Genomic DNA, 15,634 nt, shown 5'->3' with positions numbered 1-15,634 from the left:
ATACAAAATAAAAAACTGCTCCTTTCCTGAAAACAAGAAAGGAGCAGTTTGAAAACACGCTCTAAAGGCTCTTTCTTATCTTTCAGGATTATTACCTGCAGGATTTGGCACAATTCCGTTATACGGCTGTTGCCAAGGTTTCATCGGGCCTGTCCCTCCACCTTTTCTTGATAAGACTATGCAATTACCGTTGATTTTATAGCAATAATTTCCTAATGTCAATTAGTTTTTCTGAATGTTCTAAATTAAACACAAAGAACTTAATGTGCATAACAAAAGAAATATATTCTATATCCATTTGAAAAAGACCTTTTAAAACCTCCGCTTAATTTACTATTACCAATGCTTGGGGCAGCTACTATCGGAAATGCATTTCCACTTCCAAAACATAACGAAACTACAAATTAAAAAATAGGCAGTGTGGACAAAAGTTCCACTGCCTATTCTCATTACACATGTTGCTTCAATAATGCATATAACTCCTCAAAATTATGCACTTCATATGTCGGTATAATCCCACTATCATTTAATTTCCTTTCTGGATTAAACCAACAAGTATCAATTCCCGCTACATATCCACCTTTCATATCAGCGCTTAACGAATCCCCAATAATGAGCCCTTCTTCAGGAACAAAGTTAGGAATCCTTTCAAAAACATAATCAAAATACTCTTTCATCGGCTTTTGATAACCTGTATCTTCAGAAACGAAAATATCTTGAAACAAGGCATGTAACCCTGCATTACGTAATCGTTTATCTTGCGTCTTAGAAATACCGTTTGTCACTATATATAAATCGTACTCACTTTGAATTTGATTTATAAATTGTAAAGCACCTTCCATGAGCTGATTTCCTTCTTCTAAGTAACTGCGATAATTATTTTCGAATAATATCCCATCTACTTCTTCCCCGTATTCTTTAAACAAAATTGAAAATCGTGTATTTACAACTTCATCACGATTTATTTCACCTTCTTCAAAAGCAGTCCAAAGACTTTTATTAATTTTTTTATATTGCGCTTCAATCTCGCTAGTGAGAGACATCCCTTTCTCTTCAAAAAGCATACGTAATGCCGATTTTTCTGCCTTTTGAAAATCCAACAATGTATCATCTACATCGAATAATAATGTTTTATATTTTTTCATAAGCCCTTCACACTCTCTTTTCTACAAAAACAAATTTACGTAAATCGTATCATTCTTTCTTGTAAAAATAATAGGAGATATCTCATACTAAACATGAGGTGAAAACATGAAAGTCAGCAGAAATAGCGAAGAAATCTCTCATTACATACAAACTTACAATTTCCATACTCTTTTTTCTTTTGATATCTTACCGTATGCTGAACTACATTCCTTTCAGAAGAGAGAAAAGATATGTAATGAAGGGGTCGATGTTCCTTATCTTTATTACTTAATTTCTGGGAAAGCAAAAATATATATGAGTCACAAAAACGGAAAGGTCTCCTTGATTAACTTTATTCAGGCACCTTCGTTCATTGGGGAATTAGGATTAATTGGCGTAGAATCTGTTACGAAAACGGTGGAAGTAATGGAAGATTGTATATGCTTAGCGCTTCCTCTTAAAGATTGTCAGCATCTTTTGTTACAAGATGCTACCTTTCTACAGAAACTATGCAAATTTATCGGTGAGAAAACCATTACCCGAACAGAAAGTTATGCTAAAAATAATAGTTATCCGTTCGAAAATCGATTAGCGGCGTTTATTCTATTAACAGAACAAAATAACAGTTATATAGAAAAACATACTGAGGTTTCGGAATACTTAAATGTTAGTTACCGTCACCTTTTATATGTATTAAACCAATTTTGCCAACAAAATTACTTAAAGAAAGATGGAAGAACCTATTACATACAAGATCGAATTCAGTTAGAAAAACTAGCTGACGAACTTAAAATATAAAAAAGCAGCATTAACGTTTATCTGTTAATGCTACTTTTTTGAGTGACGATTCTATTTTCAATTAAAATTTACTTGCTACTTTAGCTGCTTCTTCAAGACCAGCTGTAATGATTTCTTCTGCTTTATCTGGGAATTGGTTATGTCCTTCAATAACTACTGTTTCCATGTTTGTTGCGCCGAAGAAGCCCATCATGCTTGCTACATATTTAACAGCCATTTCTACTTCTGCTGCTGGACCTTCAGAGTATACACCGCCGCGCGCGTTTAATAATGCAATCTTCTTATCTCCAATTAGACCAACTGGACCTTCTGGCGTATATTTAAACGTTTTACCAGCACGGTTTAAATAATCAATATATGTGTGTAACACTGCTGGAATCGTTAAGTTCCATAATGGGAAACCGAAAACGACTTTATCAGCTTCTAAAAATTGATTTAAATACTTATCAGCAACTGCTACTGCTTTTGCTTCTTCTTCTGTTAAATCAAATCCTTTACCTGCTTTGAATGTACCATTAATCATGTCTACGCCTACGTATGGTAATTCTTCTTTATATAAATCAAGTTCTACTACTGTATCATTTGGATGCGCTTCTTTGTAACTTGCTAAAAACGCTTCATATAATTTCACACTAACTGCTTGTTCCGCTGGACGGTTGTTTGCTTTTACGAATAAAACTTTTGTCATTATGTTTTCCTCCTATTACTAGCTCTTCTGTTGTTATATGCTTTTAAAAAAGGTATCCCTTGTAATTGTTGTTTGTTGCTTACAAAACATATTTTATCTTCATATCGAGACAATTTCGTCCTCACATAGACGTATTTTTCCATAAAAAAAGTCCACCTTCTAAAGGCGAACTAGGTCTTACGACTTTCGTCTTATACAATTCCATTTTTTACTGCATATAATGCTGCTTGCGTACGATCAGATAAATTCAACTTACTCAAAATACTACTTACATGAGCTTTTACCGTTTTTTCCGTAATAACTAAAACAGAAGCGATTTCTTTATTACTCATCCCTTTCGCTAATAGCTGCAATACTTCATTTTCTCTCGCTGTTAACACATCCACTTGAATAGAAGGCTCTTCTTCCTTTTCTTCTACAGGTAATGTTTGAGAGAGAAGAGCATTTGCTATATCAGGATGTAATTGAATATTACCTTTATATGCACTTCGAATAGCCTCAACAAGCTGATCCGGTTCTACATCTTTTAAAATATACCCGCTTGCTCCAGCCCTTAATGCTGGTAACACATGCGCCTGATCAGAAAAGCTAGTTAATACAATTACTTTCACATCCGGATATTCTTTTTTAATACACGCTGTCGCCTCAACGCCATCCATTTCGGGCATATATAAATCCATTAGTACAACATCAGGATTCGTCTCCCCTACTTTCATTAGTGCCTCTTTCCCATTACTTGCTTCTCCAACTAACTCTATATCTTCCTGTGTACTTAAGAAAAATGCTAATCCTTTTAAAACGACTGTATGATCATCAACTAACAATACTTTTATTTTCACAAACTTCCCTCATTTTCACATCATAATGGTACGTTTACTTTTACACTTGTCCTTTTCTTATCACTTACAATTTTAATTGTTCCACCGACTAATTCTACTCTTTCTCGCATCGTAGTCATGCCAAGTGATTTCTTCTCTTTTATATCCTTTTCTACGAAGCCGGTTCCTTGATCGACTATTTCTAACGATACATTCTTCTCCGTCACTTTGAAATAAATCGTCGCTTCTCTAACATTTGCATGCTTACTTACATTATTTAAAGCTTCTTGTCCAATTCTCCATAGCGCTTCCTCTACTACGCGTGGCAAATCACGGACACCTGTAACTTGTTCTCGAATTTTCAATCCCAAACTTTCACCATATTGCTTTAAAGCTGGTAATAATCCTTTCTCCAAACCCGCTGGACGTAATTGCCAAATTAACGTCCTCATTTCTTTTAAAGCTCCTTGCGCTAGTTCACGCATGTCATGCAAAGATCGATCCACTTTTTCGTTTTGACCTTTTAAAACCGCCTCAGCGCCTTTTGTCATAAAGGTTAACGAAAATAGCTTTTGTGAAACAGAGTCATGTAAGTCCCTTGCTAATCGATTTCTTTCTTCCATTCGTACGAGTTCACGTCGTTGCTCATTTAACCTTAAATTTTCTATCACGAAAGAAATATGATTTGTTATTGCTTGAAGTACATCTAACGTATTTACATCAAATTCACCATTATTTGAACTAACACATAAAACACCAAATATGTGAGTTTGAATCTGTATTGGGGTGGCGATAACCGTCCTATTAGAGGCAATCTTATGACTGATTTGATCGTTTAATAAAATAGGTTCACCTTTTTCTAACGCTTCTTTCGCTGCTTCTTTTATATCCTCCTGCCATTCTTCCTGGCAATAAGATGCCCGCAAGGATAATTCTTTCTCTTCCCTAATAAAGAACGCGACTTGATTCCACTGAAACACTTCACCTAATTGATCTACAACTTTTTCAGGTAATATATTAAATTGATGAATCGTTCTTAAAACTTGAATAAATCGTTCTAATTTCACATAATAATGCGCTCTTCGCTTTTCATTTTCATATAACTTTGCTCGTTTTAAAGCTGTCCCAATTTGAAAAGCAACTGCTTGAAGCAATACTAATTCCTCTTCTGAAAAATGTGTTTTACCTGGGCTTGCCACATTTAACAAACCAAATTTCTCCCCTCCAGCCTTTAAAGGAACAGTAGCATGATGAAGAATTCCTTCTGTATCTCCCCAATTATATTCAATTGCATTATTAATTCTTTTACATTCAATAATATTAACAGCTCGCTCTAGTTTTCCTTCCACAAAGCCACGTAAACACCAACATTCCCCTTCACACATCGGGCGTTTGTTTTCATATGTAAGTGCCTCTGGTAATTGATAATCAATTAATTTTGTATATCTACCATTTTCATCCGCAAGAAATATCCATCCTGTCGTTAAACCTGTTACACTAAGTAATTTTTCTAGCACTGCTTGCAATACATGATATGTATCATTTGATGTGTTTAGTGTTTCTGCAATCTCTTTTAATATAACTAATTCATTTGTACGATTCTCTTGAAACATAATTCGTCTCCTACATACAAGATTTTACATAGTTCCTAACATAAATCATCTACTTTTCACTTTGTACTTATTCGTAACATTGATATAATGGTGAAAACATAGTTTTCATTATATCACCTGAGGGGGCTTTTCATAATGACATTAAATAAAGCACTTACTATCGCTGGTTCTGACACAAGTGGCGGTGCTGGTATACAAGCAGATTTAAAAACATTCCAAGAACTTGGTGTGTACGGAATGACATCTCTTACGACAATCGTAACGATGGATCCACATAACGGTTGGGCACATAACGTATTCCCAATCCCAGCTTCTACATTAAAACCACAATTAGAAACGACAATTGAGGGCGTTGGCGTAGATGCTTTAAAAACAGGTATGCTTGGATCGGTAGAAATTATTGAAATGGTTGCAGAAACAATCGAAAAACATAATTTCAAAAATGTAGTAGTTGACCCTGTTATGGTATGTAAAGGTGCTGATGAAGCATTACATCCTGAAACGAATGATTGCTTACGTGACGTTCTTGTTCCAAAGGCATTAGTTGTCACACCAAACTTATTTGAAGCTTACCAATTAAGTGGCGTAAAGATTAATTCTCTTGAAGACATGAAAGAAGCAGCGAAAAAAATCCATGCTTTAGGTGCGAAATATGTCCTAATTAAAGGCGGTAGCAAGCTTGGTACCGAAACTGCAATCGACGTCCTATATGATGGAGAGACATTCGACATTCTAGAATCAGAAAAAATTGATACGACAAATACACACGGCGCAGGTTGCACATATTCTGCTGCAATTACAGCAGAACTTGCAAAAGGAAAACCTGTGAAAGAAGCAGTAAAAACTGCTAAAGAATTTATCACAGCTGCTATCCGTTATTCATTCAAGATCAACGAATACGTAGGCCCAACACATCACGGTGCATATCGTAAATTCGTTGTATCAAAAGAGCTTGTCTAACCTATAAATAAAAACACCCACAGAGTGTGTATTTTCCCTCTCTGTGGGTGTTTTTATTTATAAGCTCTTCTGGTCATCTTATCTTTAAGATGCAGAACTAACCTGATTTCTACCATTTCTTTTGGAGTAATATAATGCATCATCAGCAGCTTGAATAAATTGCTCTGGTGATTGTTCATATACTGAAATTCCTACTGAAACTGTAATTTTTATTTTTGTTCCATCTAACAATTGGAATGAATGTTTTTCAACAGCTGCGCGAACTTGTTCCCCCATACGCATTCCGTAAGCTAATCCCTTCTTTGGTATAAGAAGCGCGAACTCCTCTCCACCCTTTCGAAAAGCCAAATCTGGAAACGTTGAAACTTCTCGTAAAATACGCCCTATTTGTTTTAATACTTCATCTCCTGCAGGATGCCCGTACGTATCGTTTACAGACTTAAAATGATCAATATCTATAAGTAGTAAACAAAGTGAATCATTTTTCATGCGCTTATTACCAATATGATGATTCATTTCTAAATCAAACTGCCTTACGTTTCCTAACCCTGTCAATGCATCTATCGTTGCATATTGCTTCATCTTTTGAAATAACTCATTGGATTGCAATACATAATTCGCGCTTATAAATGTGATATATGCTGCAACACTACTACAAGCTAAATATAATGCTACTATAGACATATCTTTAAATAGCATGGAAAGTGGCACTATTAAAATAGATAAACTATATACATTAAACCAGATCCACCTTATAAATATAGAAGCTTTCATCCGCCAAATGAAAGTAACCCCAATACCTATCAATACAATAGTATAACAAGCCAATTCAGAGGCTAAAGAGTACTCGGTTAAAAATAATCGGGTAATTAAAATAATCGTAACTGTTATACTACTAGCTATCGGACCTCCAATTATAATTGCCAAAATAACAGCTAAATAGCGTAGATCTAACATAATATCCCCAATATGTACGCCAAAGTACATCAACAGTACACTTAATATTCCAGTAAAAATACCTACTACACATTTCTGCCAAAAAGAGAACTCTTCTTTTAACGGTTTATCTCTTAAAAGCTGACCTCCAATAAAAATAAAGGAAAGAATAATTGTTGTGTTTACAAATAAGTCCCTTAACATAAAATAATCTCCCTACTTTTCTATCTATCCCTTTCCTTATTTTATTGTATACGAAATCCCTATAATTCCCAAAGATTTTTATTTATTTTTTGCTGTTCCACGTGAAACAGCAAAAAATAAAAAGGACGAAAATTCGTCCTTTTCACTAACAACAGCGCGATATCTTTCCACCCTTTGCATTAAATCTAGCTTCTTGCGCTTCTGCAAAAAATTGTTTTTGACATACAACTTCTTTTTCTGGATGATGCTTTTTCATATGCTCTACATATGTTTCATAGCTTGGTACCCCAACAAGTAAGCTAATAAAGTGTTTCCTTTGTCCCCATACTTTCCGTAGTCTTTTAAGCATAGTTCCTCGACTCACTTTCATCTTTAGGGATATATGGTGCCTCTTTTAGCGGCATCGGCTTATTTCTTAATACTTGAATCCAAATTCGAATTGCAGAAATTAATACAGCGATTACAACGATCATAAAAATTCCACAAAGTGCCGCATCAATATAATCATTGAAAATAATTTGCTTCATTTGAGCCACATTTTTAGCTGGCGCTAACACTTTCCCCTCATCTAATGCTCCTTGAAACACCTTTGCGTGGGATAGAAATCCTATTTTAGGGTTTTCATGAAATAGCTTTTGATAACCCGCCGTCATCGTTACAATAAGCAATCCGACAGTTGGAATAAGCGTCACCCAAACATATGCCTTTTTTCCCATTTTGAACAAAATTGTCGTTCCAAGTAATAACGCAATACCTGCTAACATTTGATTTGCAATACCGAAAAGTGGCCATAATGTATTAATTCCACCAAGCGGATCAACTACCCCTTGATATAAGAAATAACCCCATCCTAACACACATAACGTTGTAGCTATTACATTCGCTAATGTAGAATCCGTTTTCCCAAATGGCTTATATACATGCCCTAAAATATCTTGAATCATAAATCGACCTACGCGCGTTCCAGCATCAATCGTTGTTAAAATGAATAACGCTTCAAAGAGAATCGCAAAATGATACCAAAATGCCATCATGGCCGTTCCACCTATTACTTTTGAGAAAATATATGCCATACCTATCGCTAACGTTGGTGCACCACCTGTACGTGATAAAATCGTTTGCTCTCCAACGTTTACAGCGAGATCTTTTAGTTCATTTGGTGTAATAGCAAATCCCCATGAGGAAATAACTTGAGCTGCCTGCGAGACATCTGTACCGATAAGTGCTGCGGGACTATTAATTGCAAAATACGTTCCCGGTGTTAATACACAAGCTGCAATCATCGCCATCGCCGCTACAAACGACTCCATTAACATTGCTCCATAACCGATTGGCTGTGCGTGTCCCTCTTGCTCAATCATCTTCGGCGTCGTACCTGATGAAACAAGAGCATGGAATCCAGACACTGCACCACAAGCAATAGTAATAAATAAGAACGGGAATAAGTTTCCAGAGAACACAGGACCAGTTCCATCAATAAATTTCGAAACTGCTGGCATTTGTAAATCTGGTGCTACAATTAAAATACCGATTGCTAATCCTACAATTGTTCCGACTTTTAAAAATGTACTTAAATAATCACGTGGTGCTAAAAGCATCCAAACTGGTAATGCCGATGCGATAAATCCATATACAATAAGCATTATAGCAATTGTTTCTCCGCTAAACGTGAACATGCTTGCAAGCGCTGGATTTTCCGCTACATACTGCCCTCCAATAAGAGACAGTATAAGTAGGATAATTCCAATTACTGACCCTTCACCAACCCGTCCAGGCCTAATGTAGCGCATATATACTCCCATTAAAATAGCAATAGGAATCGTTGCTGCTATCGTAAACATTCCCCAAGGGCTTCCGACAAGCGCCTTTACTACTACTAATGCTAATACTGCTAATAAAATAATCATAATGCCTAAAATACCAATCATTGCAATAAGTCCTGTAACAGGACCAATCTCATCTTTAATCATTTCACCGAGAGATTTACCATTACGTCTCATCGAAGCAAATAAAATGACAAAATCTTGCACAGCTCCAGCGACAACTACCCCTACAATAATCCATATTGTCCCTGGCAAATATCCCATTTGTGCCGCCAAAATCGGTCCTACTAAAGGACCAGCCCCAGCGATTGCTGCAAAATGATGCCCAAATAATACCCATTTATTTGTCGGAACATAATCTTTTCCATCATTTAATGTATGAGCTGGCGTTTGTCGATTATTATCTAAACCGAATACCTTTCTCGCTATAAATCTACTATAAAAGCGATAAGCAACTGCATACACACATACCGCAGCTACTAAGAGCCATACAGCATTAATAGTTTCACCTTGTGATAAAGCTATTACACCAAAAGCCCCGGCTCCTACTGCTGCAGTAACTCCCCAAAGTAAAATCGACTTCAATGTTCTCACATACAATCCCCCCAATACTATTTCTTAGTGGGATTGTACTAAATTTTCTGAATATTTAACTTGAATCCTCCCTATCATGAAGGATTTTTAGTTTATCATGTTAAAAAATTCGCATTATCTACTATAATTCAATTTTATTTCGAAGTCGTTTCACATAATTACGACTTACTGGAATCGGTTGCTCATCATATTTATCTAAATACAGATTATATGTGCCATTATAGTAAGGCTTTAACTCTTGTACATATGACATATTAATTAAATAACTTTTATGCACACGTAAAAAATCATATGCATTTAGCTTATTTTCTAGCTCCTGGAGTGTATATGTTGAAATATACTGATTATTTGTTGTATAAATTGAAACTGTTTTGTTTTCCTTATTTTTGCTTACATATACAATATCTTCAGGGAAAATATACCGAATCCCCTCTTGACCTTCTATCGGTAGTTTACGCAAATAGCTCTTTGCTTTCTCACCTTGCTCTTTAGCCATTCTATATAAAAGGAATTGCAAATCTTCCTCGCGAAATGGGCGTAGTAAATAATAAACTGCTTGAAAACGAAATGCTGTAATGGACTCTTCTATATCTTCACCCATAAAAATAAATTTCGTATAACAATTTACTTCCCGTAATAAACTCGCATATTCAAAACCCGTTCCATCTAGTAATTTTGAATTTAAAAAAACAAAATCTGGTGTATGCTTCTTCATCATAAATAATGATTCTGTTCCTGTATTTGCTTCAAAACATTCTACATTCCTTATATTTTCAGTAAATTTTTCAACTAAACTTCTTCGCTCTTCTGCATCTTCCATGATCAGTAAAATTTTCATTTCTTCAACCACCTAATTCTTTTGTCCGTATGTCTTGTTGTATACATTCGCTTTTATAAGGAACATTCCCTTTTTCTTACTATACCATTATTTATCTAAAAAAACAGAAAAAAGGGAACCATCATGGTTCCCCCTGCCCTTTTTTCCGTTATTTGTAGGCAGTAAAACCCACTGAATGAGAAAACATGGGCTCTTAGTTTTACTACTCTAAAACATAATTGGTACGGACCAATAATTGAGATCACTTACCGATTAAAGTTTTACCTTATACTAATTCTCGTTGTTTCGTTTCTTGCCCAAGTATAATTACGGCAAATACGCCTATTAAAATTGATCCACAGAAAATCGTAAATATTAGTGATAGTGAAGCCTGTAAAGCAACTAAATATCCTACTAATAGCGGTCCAAGAATACCACCAATACGACCGAATGCTGCCGCCATCCCTGCACCTGTACCACGAATAACTGTTGGGTATTGTTCAGGTGTATAAGCATATAATGCACCCCAAGCACCTAAATTAAAGAATGATAGTAACATGCCTGCTACGATTAATACCGTTAATGACTCTGCCACTCCAAATAAGTAAGCACTGCAAGCTGTACCAATTAAATACGTAACTAAAACAAACTTACGACCAAGACGTTCAATAAACCAAGCAGCTGTGAAATAACCTGGTAATTGAGCTAACGTCATAATAAGTACGTATTGGAAACTTTTTATTAAACTAAATCCTTTTAATACCATTACACTAGGTAACCAAAGAAACATGCCATAATAGGAGAATACAACAGAAAACCATAAAATCCATAACATAATTGTTGCCTTACGATATTCCCCAGACCAAACTGACTTTATATTTTCGATAACGGATGGCCTTTTTTCAACCTTTTGGAATCTTGGAGAATCCGGTAAATTCCATCTTAAATATAAAGCATATAGCGCCGGAACCGCACTCAATATCATCGCAACTTCCCAACCATATTTCGGTATAACAAAATACGAGATCAGAGCTGCGATTAGCCATCCACCTGCCCAAAAACTTTCTAATAGCACAACTATTTTGCCACGTTCATGTGCTTCAACACTCTCCGATACTAATGTAGAAGCAACTGGAAGTTCTCCACCAAGCCCCATACCAATTAAAAATCGTAAAACAAGGAACATAGCCAGTGTCGTCGTTAAAGCCGTTAAACCACTACCGATAGAAAATAATAATAATGTAATAATAAAGACTGATTTCCGCCCTATTTTATCTGATAGTATTCCAAAAACGAGCGCCCCGACCGCCATACCAATTGAATTAATACTGCCTATCCAGCCCATTTCTTGGGTACTTAATCCCCAATCTTTTTGCAGCGCTACCATTACAAATGAAAGCATTCCAACATCCATTGCATCAAATAACCATCCAAGCCCCGCTATACCAAGTAGCTTTCGCTTCGAAATTTCTTTCACCTTGCCCACAAGAAGTCCTCCTTACACAGCTGTCTTTACACATCATTTTACATGTGTGAATTGTATAAGTAAAATACTTTCGTGTAAAAATTCTCCTTCATCATTCCCAAAAAGTAAAATACTTATCCGACTATTTGAGGGCAGTAAGACCCCTCACCTCAAAATTCAGCTGAAGCAAAGAGAGATAGATAAAAAAAACATGGCCATTAAACACCCGATTAGTGAGTGTCCGCAATCGGTAGTAGATGAATAAAAACGCACTTTATTAAAAATGGACAAATAAAAAAGTAGCGATAGAACGCTACTTTTTTGAACGCATGACTTCTTTTAAAAATTCCGCTAATACTAACTGACGACGCCAACGCGTTGGATTGCTACACAATCTATAAAACCACTCTAAATGGATCGCTTGAATCCATTTTGGTGCACGTTTTACCTCTCCAGCCCATACATCTAAACTTCCGCCTACTCCAACGGCCATTTTCGTTTCTAAACGATGCTTATTCGTTTGGATAAAGTTCTCTTGTCTCGGGAAACCAAGTGCAACAAGCAATAGGTCTGGTTTTGCCTTTTGAATACGAGAAACAATATTCTCTTCTTCTTCTTGTTTAAAATACCCATCTTGTATACCCACAATAGATACAGCTGAATACGTCTTCGTTAAATGATCTGCTGCAGCTTGTACAACATGCGGTTTTGCACCTAATAAGAAAACTGATACTGGTTTATTGTCTTCTGATAACGCCGCAAGTAAATTACACATTAAATCAAAACCTGCTACACGTTCCTTTACAGGTGTACCTAACATACCACTTGCTTTTACGACTCCAATACCATCAGGTGTAATTAAATCTGCATTTAATAATGTTTGATGGAATGCTTCATCCTTTTTTGCACACATAACAATTTCAGGATTTGCTGTTACTACCTGAAAAGTATGTGTTCGCTCCACTTCTAGTTGTTCTTTTAAATATTGGACCGTTTCATCCATTGTCATTGTAGAAAAAGGAACGCCTAGAATATCAACTGTTTGTACTGCCATAGTTAACTATCCTCTCTATCATTACAAGTTTTTCGCTATTAATTGCTTATATGTTTCCTTTGTATCTTCATATAGTTTTTGAAGTGAGAAATTCATAATAGCATGCTCATAAATATGTTTCCCCATTGCTGCTAATTCTCCAGTTTTCCACTTATCATACGCTTCTTCTAATGCTAATGCTAATGCCTTTCCATCATCTGTTGGCACAATCCATCCATACGTTTCATCTACAATTAATGGTTCAATCTCTCCAGCCCTAGTCACAATTGATGGTACGCGTTGATTTGCCGCTTCTAATAAAACTAGTGGGAACCCTTCACTATGGGAGGTTAATAAATTCACATGTGACGACGCAAATAATTGTTTTACATCTTGACGATGCCCTAAAAACTCGACTTTATTATTAATCCCTTTTTCAGTAGCCAATGACTTTAGATTTTCTTCTAACGGGCCATCGCCAACTAACAATACTTTAATTTTCTCTAATTTTGTTCGTTGTAACGCATCAAATAGAACTTCATGTCCTTTCACAGGATGCAATCGTGCTACTTGGATTGCCGTAAATACATCTTCATCAATATTGAACATTTCTTTTTTATTATAACCTTCTGCTTTTTCCTTATCGTATTCAATTCCATTATAAATAACATGCATCTTTTCATTAGAAATACCTAAAGCAGCTAAACTTTTCTTTAATCTATTTGTTACAACAAAAAATAAATCTATATTTTTTAAGGCTTTCAAATTCAATTTCGTAAAAATCCAACCTTTTAAGCCTTGTTTAGTAAAGTCTTCAAATGGATCACTATGAATAGTCGTTACCCATTTTGCCGTTATTCTCTTTTTCATTAAAGAAACATAGAAATTAGCCCTAGGACCATGCGTATGAACTATATCAAATTTTTCATTATTAATGAATTCGCTTATATTCTTTAAAATAGATAAATCATAGCGGGATTTTTGTGAAAACACATGGACTTTTATCCCTAACTCTCTTGCTTCTTTCGCAACAATTCCATCTTCAAATACCGCTAATTCTACTTCACCAGTTGGAAACTGATCGAGAAGTGAAATAATATGTGTTTTCCCTCCCCCATCTTCTGCTCCTGCATTCATATGCAATATCCTCATATTTTTTCCTCCTTTAAATCCTCGCCACATTTCCATCTATCTTTATTTTACTGTACTAAAAAATAAAAGCTAACAAAAGTTAGCTTTTATTTTAATCATTCAATTTCTAAGTCTACAATTAGATAAGCTAACACCACTACAAAGTAGATCCCAACTCCTGGTGCTGTTAAAATATGTCCTGCAATATAGGCAATACCTAATGCTAACAATAAGCTTGCTGCAATCATTCCATATTTTATATTAAATATCTCTTTAAACCTTGTAATAAATACTAGTAGGATTCTTAAGCCGTAATAAATAAATGGAATCATTAGTAATGCAAAACCAATAATCCCAAAGTCATAAAACCAATCATGGAAGTCCATTTCAATTAGCTTTGGATCTGGCTGCTTTTGTTCATTATATTTAAAATTACCTGCATAACCCATTCCTAATAACTTTTGTGACATTGGCGCTTCTTTAAAGAACTGCTTATGTCTTTCTTCATATACTTGACGTCCGCTGAAAATAAGATTTTCTTGATTTTCTTTCTTTTGCTCTTTCTCAAGCTCTTTCTTAACTTCCTCTTCTATCTTCGCCTTTTCTTCTGGCTTTTCAACTTTATGATGCTTTTCTTCTTTTGCTTTAAGTTCTTGCTCTTTTTTCAGCTTTTCTTTAATTTCTTTTTCCTTTTGACCTTGCTGTGCCACATTTTGCTCTGATAAATAGTTATTGTGAATACCCATATTTTGTGCTAATGGCGTTTGTTTAAACGTTCCAACTACACCAGCTAATAGGACAATAGCAATTACTGCATTAAACGCAAGGGATTTTTTGTTCGGATTTTTTCTATCAAATAATAATTGTAGTACAATGATTCCGATTGCTGCCGCTAACGTAGCACCAATTGAGCCCATTCCTACTTTCGTACCGACCTGAATTAATGAGTAAATCATTAAAAGCGATGGAATCCAATATAAAACGTGTTTCCAGCTCTTTGTTTTTTGAATAGAATATAGTACCACAATAGGGAAAATAATAGCTAAGATTGAACCTAGTTCATTCCCTGCATAGAACCAACCTCGAGAACCTACCTTCATCCATTCATAACTACCAAAATCAGTAGATGTTGAAATAGAAATAACCATAATTGCATTAATGATTAATGTAGCATATACAATACTATTTCGAACCTTATCACTAATATTAACTTTCTTTTTCAATGATTTTAAAGCTAAAATGTATGATCCCAGCATGATATATATATATAATGCTTTCGCAACGAATTTAACTTCTTCACTAAGTACAATAGGATCCTTAACTAGTTTATTATTAATAAATCCTACCCCTAAAACTCCGGCTAATAATATAAGATAAATTAAAAACTTTCTATTTTCCTTCTCTTTTGCCTGAATTAAAATGTAAATACCACCAACAGCCATAATAAGGAATCTTACTAAAATTCCAACGGTAGCACTTGACTTTAATAAAGTGATGCTAAGAGACGTTAATAAATCTAAAACAGGCTGTAAAATAATAAAAAAGAGCAAAAAACGCTCAAATCTAACCCTAGCTTGATTTGCTAACATTCCAAGACCTCCATACAAAATCTTAACATTATCTTTTAAT

The 15,634-nt window shown here is 35.2% G+C and carries 14 protein-coding genes and 1 riboswitch; of the genes, 2 read left to right on the top strand and 12 right to left on the bottom strand.

Annotation, left to right across the window (positions count from 1 at the left end; translation table 11 throughout):
* Window positions 1-72: 72 nt before the first annotated feature.
* Window positions 73-177, bottom strand: a riboswitch (SAM riboswitch).
* Window positions 178-449: 272 nt separating this feature from the next.
* Window positions 450-1,145: a YjjG family noncanonical pyrimidine nucleotidase gene (locus ACTFNE_RS17955; RefSeq protein ID WP_000760172.1), complete on the bottom strand. Its 696-nt coding sequence runs from the start codon at window positions 1,143-1,145 to the stop codon at window positions 450-452.
* Window positions 1,146-1,251: 106 nt separating this feature from the next.
* Here ACTFNE_RS17955 and ACTFNE_RS17950 point away from each other — a divergent pair, with 106 nt between their 5' ends.
* A complete protein-coding gene (locus tag ACTFNE_RS17950) occupies window positions 1,252-1,923 on the top strand; it encodes a transcriptional regulator YeiL (RefSeq protein WP_000868836.1) in 672 nt (223 codons plus the stop codon).
* A gap of 61 nt (window positions 1,924-1,984) precedes the next feature.
* On the opposite strand, the gene ACTFNE_RS17945 is transcribed toward ACTFNE_RS17950, so the two are convergent.
* From ACTFNE_RS17945 to ACTFNE_RS17935, 3 genes are all read right to left on the bottom strand, one after another.
* Entirely contained in the window at window positions 1,985-2,611 is a 627-nt protein-coding gene (locus ACTFNE_RS17945; RefSeq protein WP_000170050.1) for an FMN-dependent NADH-azoreductase, read from the bottom strand.
* Window positions 2,612-2,802: 191 nt separating this feature from the next.
* Window positions 2,803-3,450 (bottom strand): response regulator, encoded by a 648-nt coding sequence (locus tag ACTFNE_RS17940; protein ID WP_000695784.1) that lies wholly within the window; start codon window positions 3,448-3,450, stop codon window positions 2,803-2,805.
* Between the two features lie 20 nt (window positions 3,451-3,470).
* Window positions 3,471-5,042 carry a GAF domain-containing sensor histidine kinase gene (locus tag ACTFNE_RS17935; protein ID WP_046197967.1) on the bottom strand — a complete coding sequence of 524 codons (1,572 nt, stop codon included), beginning with the start codon at window positions 5,040-5,042 and terminating at the stop codon, window positions 3,471-3,473.
* Window positions 5,043-5,177: 135 nt separating this feature from the next.
* Between ACTFNE_RS17935 and pdxK the strand changes: the two genes are divergently transcribed.
* On the top strand, window positions 5,178-6,002 hold the full coding sequence (gene pdxK, locus ACTFNE_RS17930; protein WP_000174249.1) for a pyridoxine/pyridoxal/pyridoxamine kinase: 825 nt from the start codon (window positions 5,178-5,180) through the stop codon (window positions 6,000-6,002).
* Between the two features lie 84 nt (window positions 6,003-6,086).
* Here pdxK and ACTFNE_RS17925 read toward each other — a convergent pair whose 3' ends face one another.
* From ACTFNE_RS17925 to ACTFNE_RS17890, 8 genes are all read right to left on the bottom strand, one after another.
* Window positions 6,087-7,142, bottom strand: coding sequence for a GGDEF domain-containing protein (locus ACTFNE_RS17925; RefSeq protein WP_270705196.1), 1,056 nt, complete (start codon window positions 7,140-7,142; stop codon window positions 6,087-6,089).
* A 145-nt stretch (window positions 7,143-7,287) separates the two neighbouring features.
* The gene (locus ACTFNE_RS17920) at window positions 7,288-7,491 is read right to left on the bottom strand and encodes a YbdD/YjiX family protein (RefSeq protein WP_270705195.1); all 204 of its coding nucleotides are present in this window, start codon (window positions 7,489-7,491) and stop codon (window positions 7,288-7,290) included.
* Window positions 7,484-9,559: a carbon starvation protein CstA gene (gene cstA, locus ACTFNE_RS17915; protein WP_270705194.1), complete on the bottom strand. Its 2,076-nt coding sequence runs from the start codon at window positions 9,557-9,559 to the stop codon at window positions 7,484-7,486. Before cstA ends, ACTFNE_RS17920 begins: the two co-directional genes overlap by 8 nt.
* A 121-nt stretch (window positions 9,560-9,680) precedes the next feature.
* Window positions 9,681-10,397 carry a LytR/AlgR family response regulator transcription factor gene (locus ACTFNE_RS17910; RefSeq protein ID WP_000698252.1) on the bottom strand — a complete coding sequence of 239 codons (717 nt, stop codon included), beginning with the start codon at window positions 10,395-10,397 and terminating at the stop codon, window positions 9,681-9,683.
* Between the two features lie 265 nt (window positions 10,398-10,662).
* Window positions 10,663-11,862: an MFS transporter gene (locus ACTFNE_RS17905; RefSeq protein WP_000521096.1), complete on the bottom strand. Its 1,200-nt coding sequence runs from the start codon at window positions 11,860-11,862 to the stop codon at window positions 10,663-10,665.
* A gap of 292 nt (window positions 11,863-12,154) precedes the next feature.
* Window positions 12,155-12,895, bottom strand: coding sequence for a WecB/TagA/CpsF family glycosyltransferase (locus tag ACTFNE_RS17900; RefSeq protein ID WP_000290759.1), 741 nt, complete (start codon window positions 12,893-12,895; stop codon window positions 12,155-12,157).
* Window positions 12,896-12,916: 21 nt separating this feature from the next.
* Window positions 12,917-14,026: a glycosyltransferase family 4 protein gene (locus ACTFNE_RS17895; protein WP_001221232.1), complete on the bottom strand. Its 1,110-nt coding sequence runs from the start codon at window positions 14,024-14,026 to the stop codon at window positions 12,917-12,919.
* Between the two features lie 95 nt (window positions 14,027-14,121).
* A complete protein-coding gene (locus tag ACTFNE_RS17890) occupies window positions 14,122-15,594 on the bottom strand; it encodes an O-antigen ligase family protein (protein ID WP_061131908.1) in 1,473 nt (490 codons plus the stop codon).
* Window positions 15,595-15,634 lie beyond the last annotated feature (40 nt).

Source organism: Bacillus cereus group sp. MYBKT111-2 (assembly GCF_051915205.1).
GTDB lineage: Bacteria > Bacillota > Bacilli > Bacillales > Bacillaceae_G > Bacillus_A > Bacillus_A paranthracis.
Note: the sequence above shows the minus strand (reverse complement) of the source record. Positions and strands in the feature narration are given on the sequence as shown.

Bases quoted from the DNA above. Each gene is read 5' to 3' on its own strand.
- ACTFNE_RS17955 (WP_000760172.1), bottom strand. From the start codon at position 1,145: ATGAAAAAATATAAAACATTATTATTCGATGTAGATGATACATTGTTG.
- ACTFNE_RS17950 (WP_000868836.1), top strand. From the start codon at position 1,252: ATGAAAGTCAGCAGAAATAGCGAAGAAATCTCTCATTACATACAAACT.
- ACTFNE_RS17945 (WP_000170050.1), bottom strand. From the start codon at position 2,611: ATGACAAAAGTTTTATTCGTAAAAGCAAACAACCGTCCAGCGGAACAA.
- ACTFNE_RS17935 (WP_046197967.1), bottom strand. From the start codon at position 5,042: ATGTTTCAAGAGAATCGTACAAATGAATTAGTTATATTAAAAGAGATT.
- pdxK (WP_000174249.1), top strand. From the start codon at position 5,178: ATGACATTAAATAAAGCACTTACTATCGCTGGTTCTGACACAAGTGGC.
- ACTFNE_RS17925 (WP_270705196.1), bottom strand. From the start codon at position 7,142: ATGTTAAGGGACTTATTTGTAAACACAACAATTATTCTTTCCTTTATT.
- ACTFNE_RS17920 (WP_270705195.1), bottom strand. From the start codon at position 7,491: ATGCTTAAAAGACTACGGAAAGTATGGGGACAAAGGAAACACTTTATT.
- ACTFNE_RS17910 (WP_000698252.1), bottom strand. From the start codon at position 10,397: ATGAAAATTTTACTGATCATGGAAGATGCAGAAGAGCGAAGAAGTTTA.
- ACTFNE_RS17900 (WP_000290759.1), bottom strand. From the start codon at position 12,895: ATGGCAGTACAAACAGTTGATATTCTAGGCGTTCCTTTTTCTACAATG.
- ACTFNE_RS17895 (WP_001221232.1), bottom strand. From the start codon at position 14,026: ATGAGGATATTGCATATGAATGCAGGAGCAGAAGATGGGGGAGGGAAA.
- ACTFNE_RS17890 (WP_061131908.1), bottom strand. From the start codon at position 15,594: ATGTTAGCAAATCAAGCTAGGGTTAGATTTGAGCGTTTTTTGCTCTTT.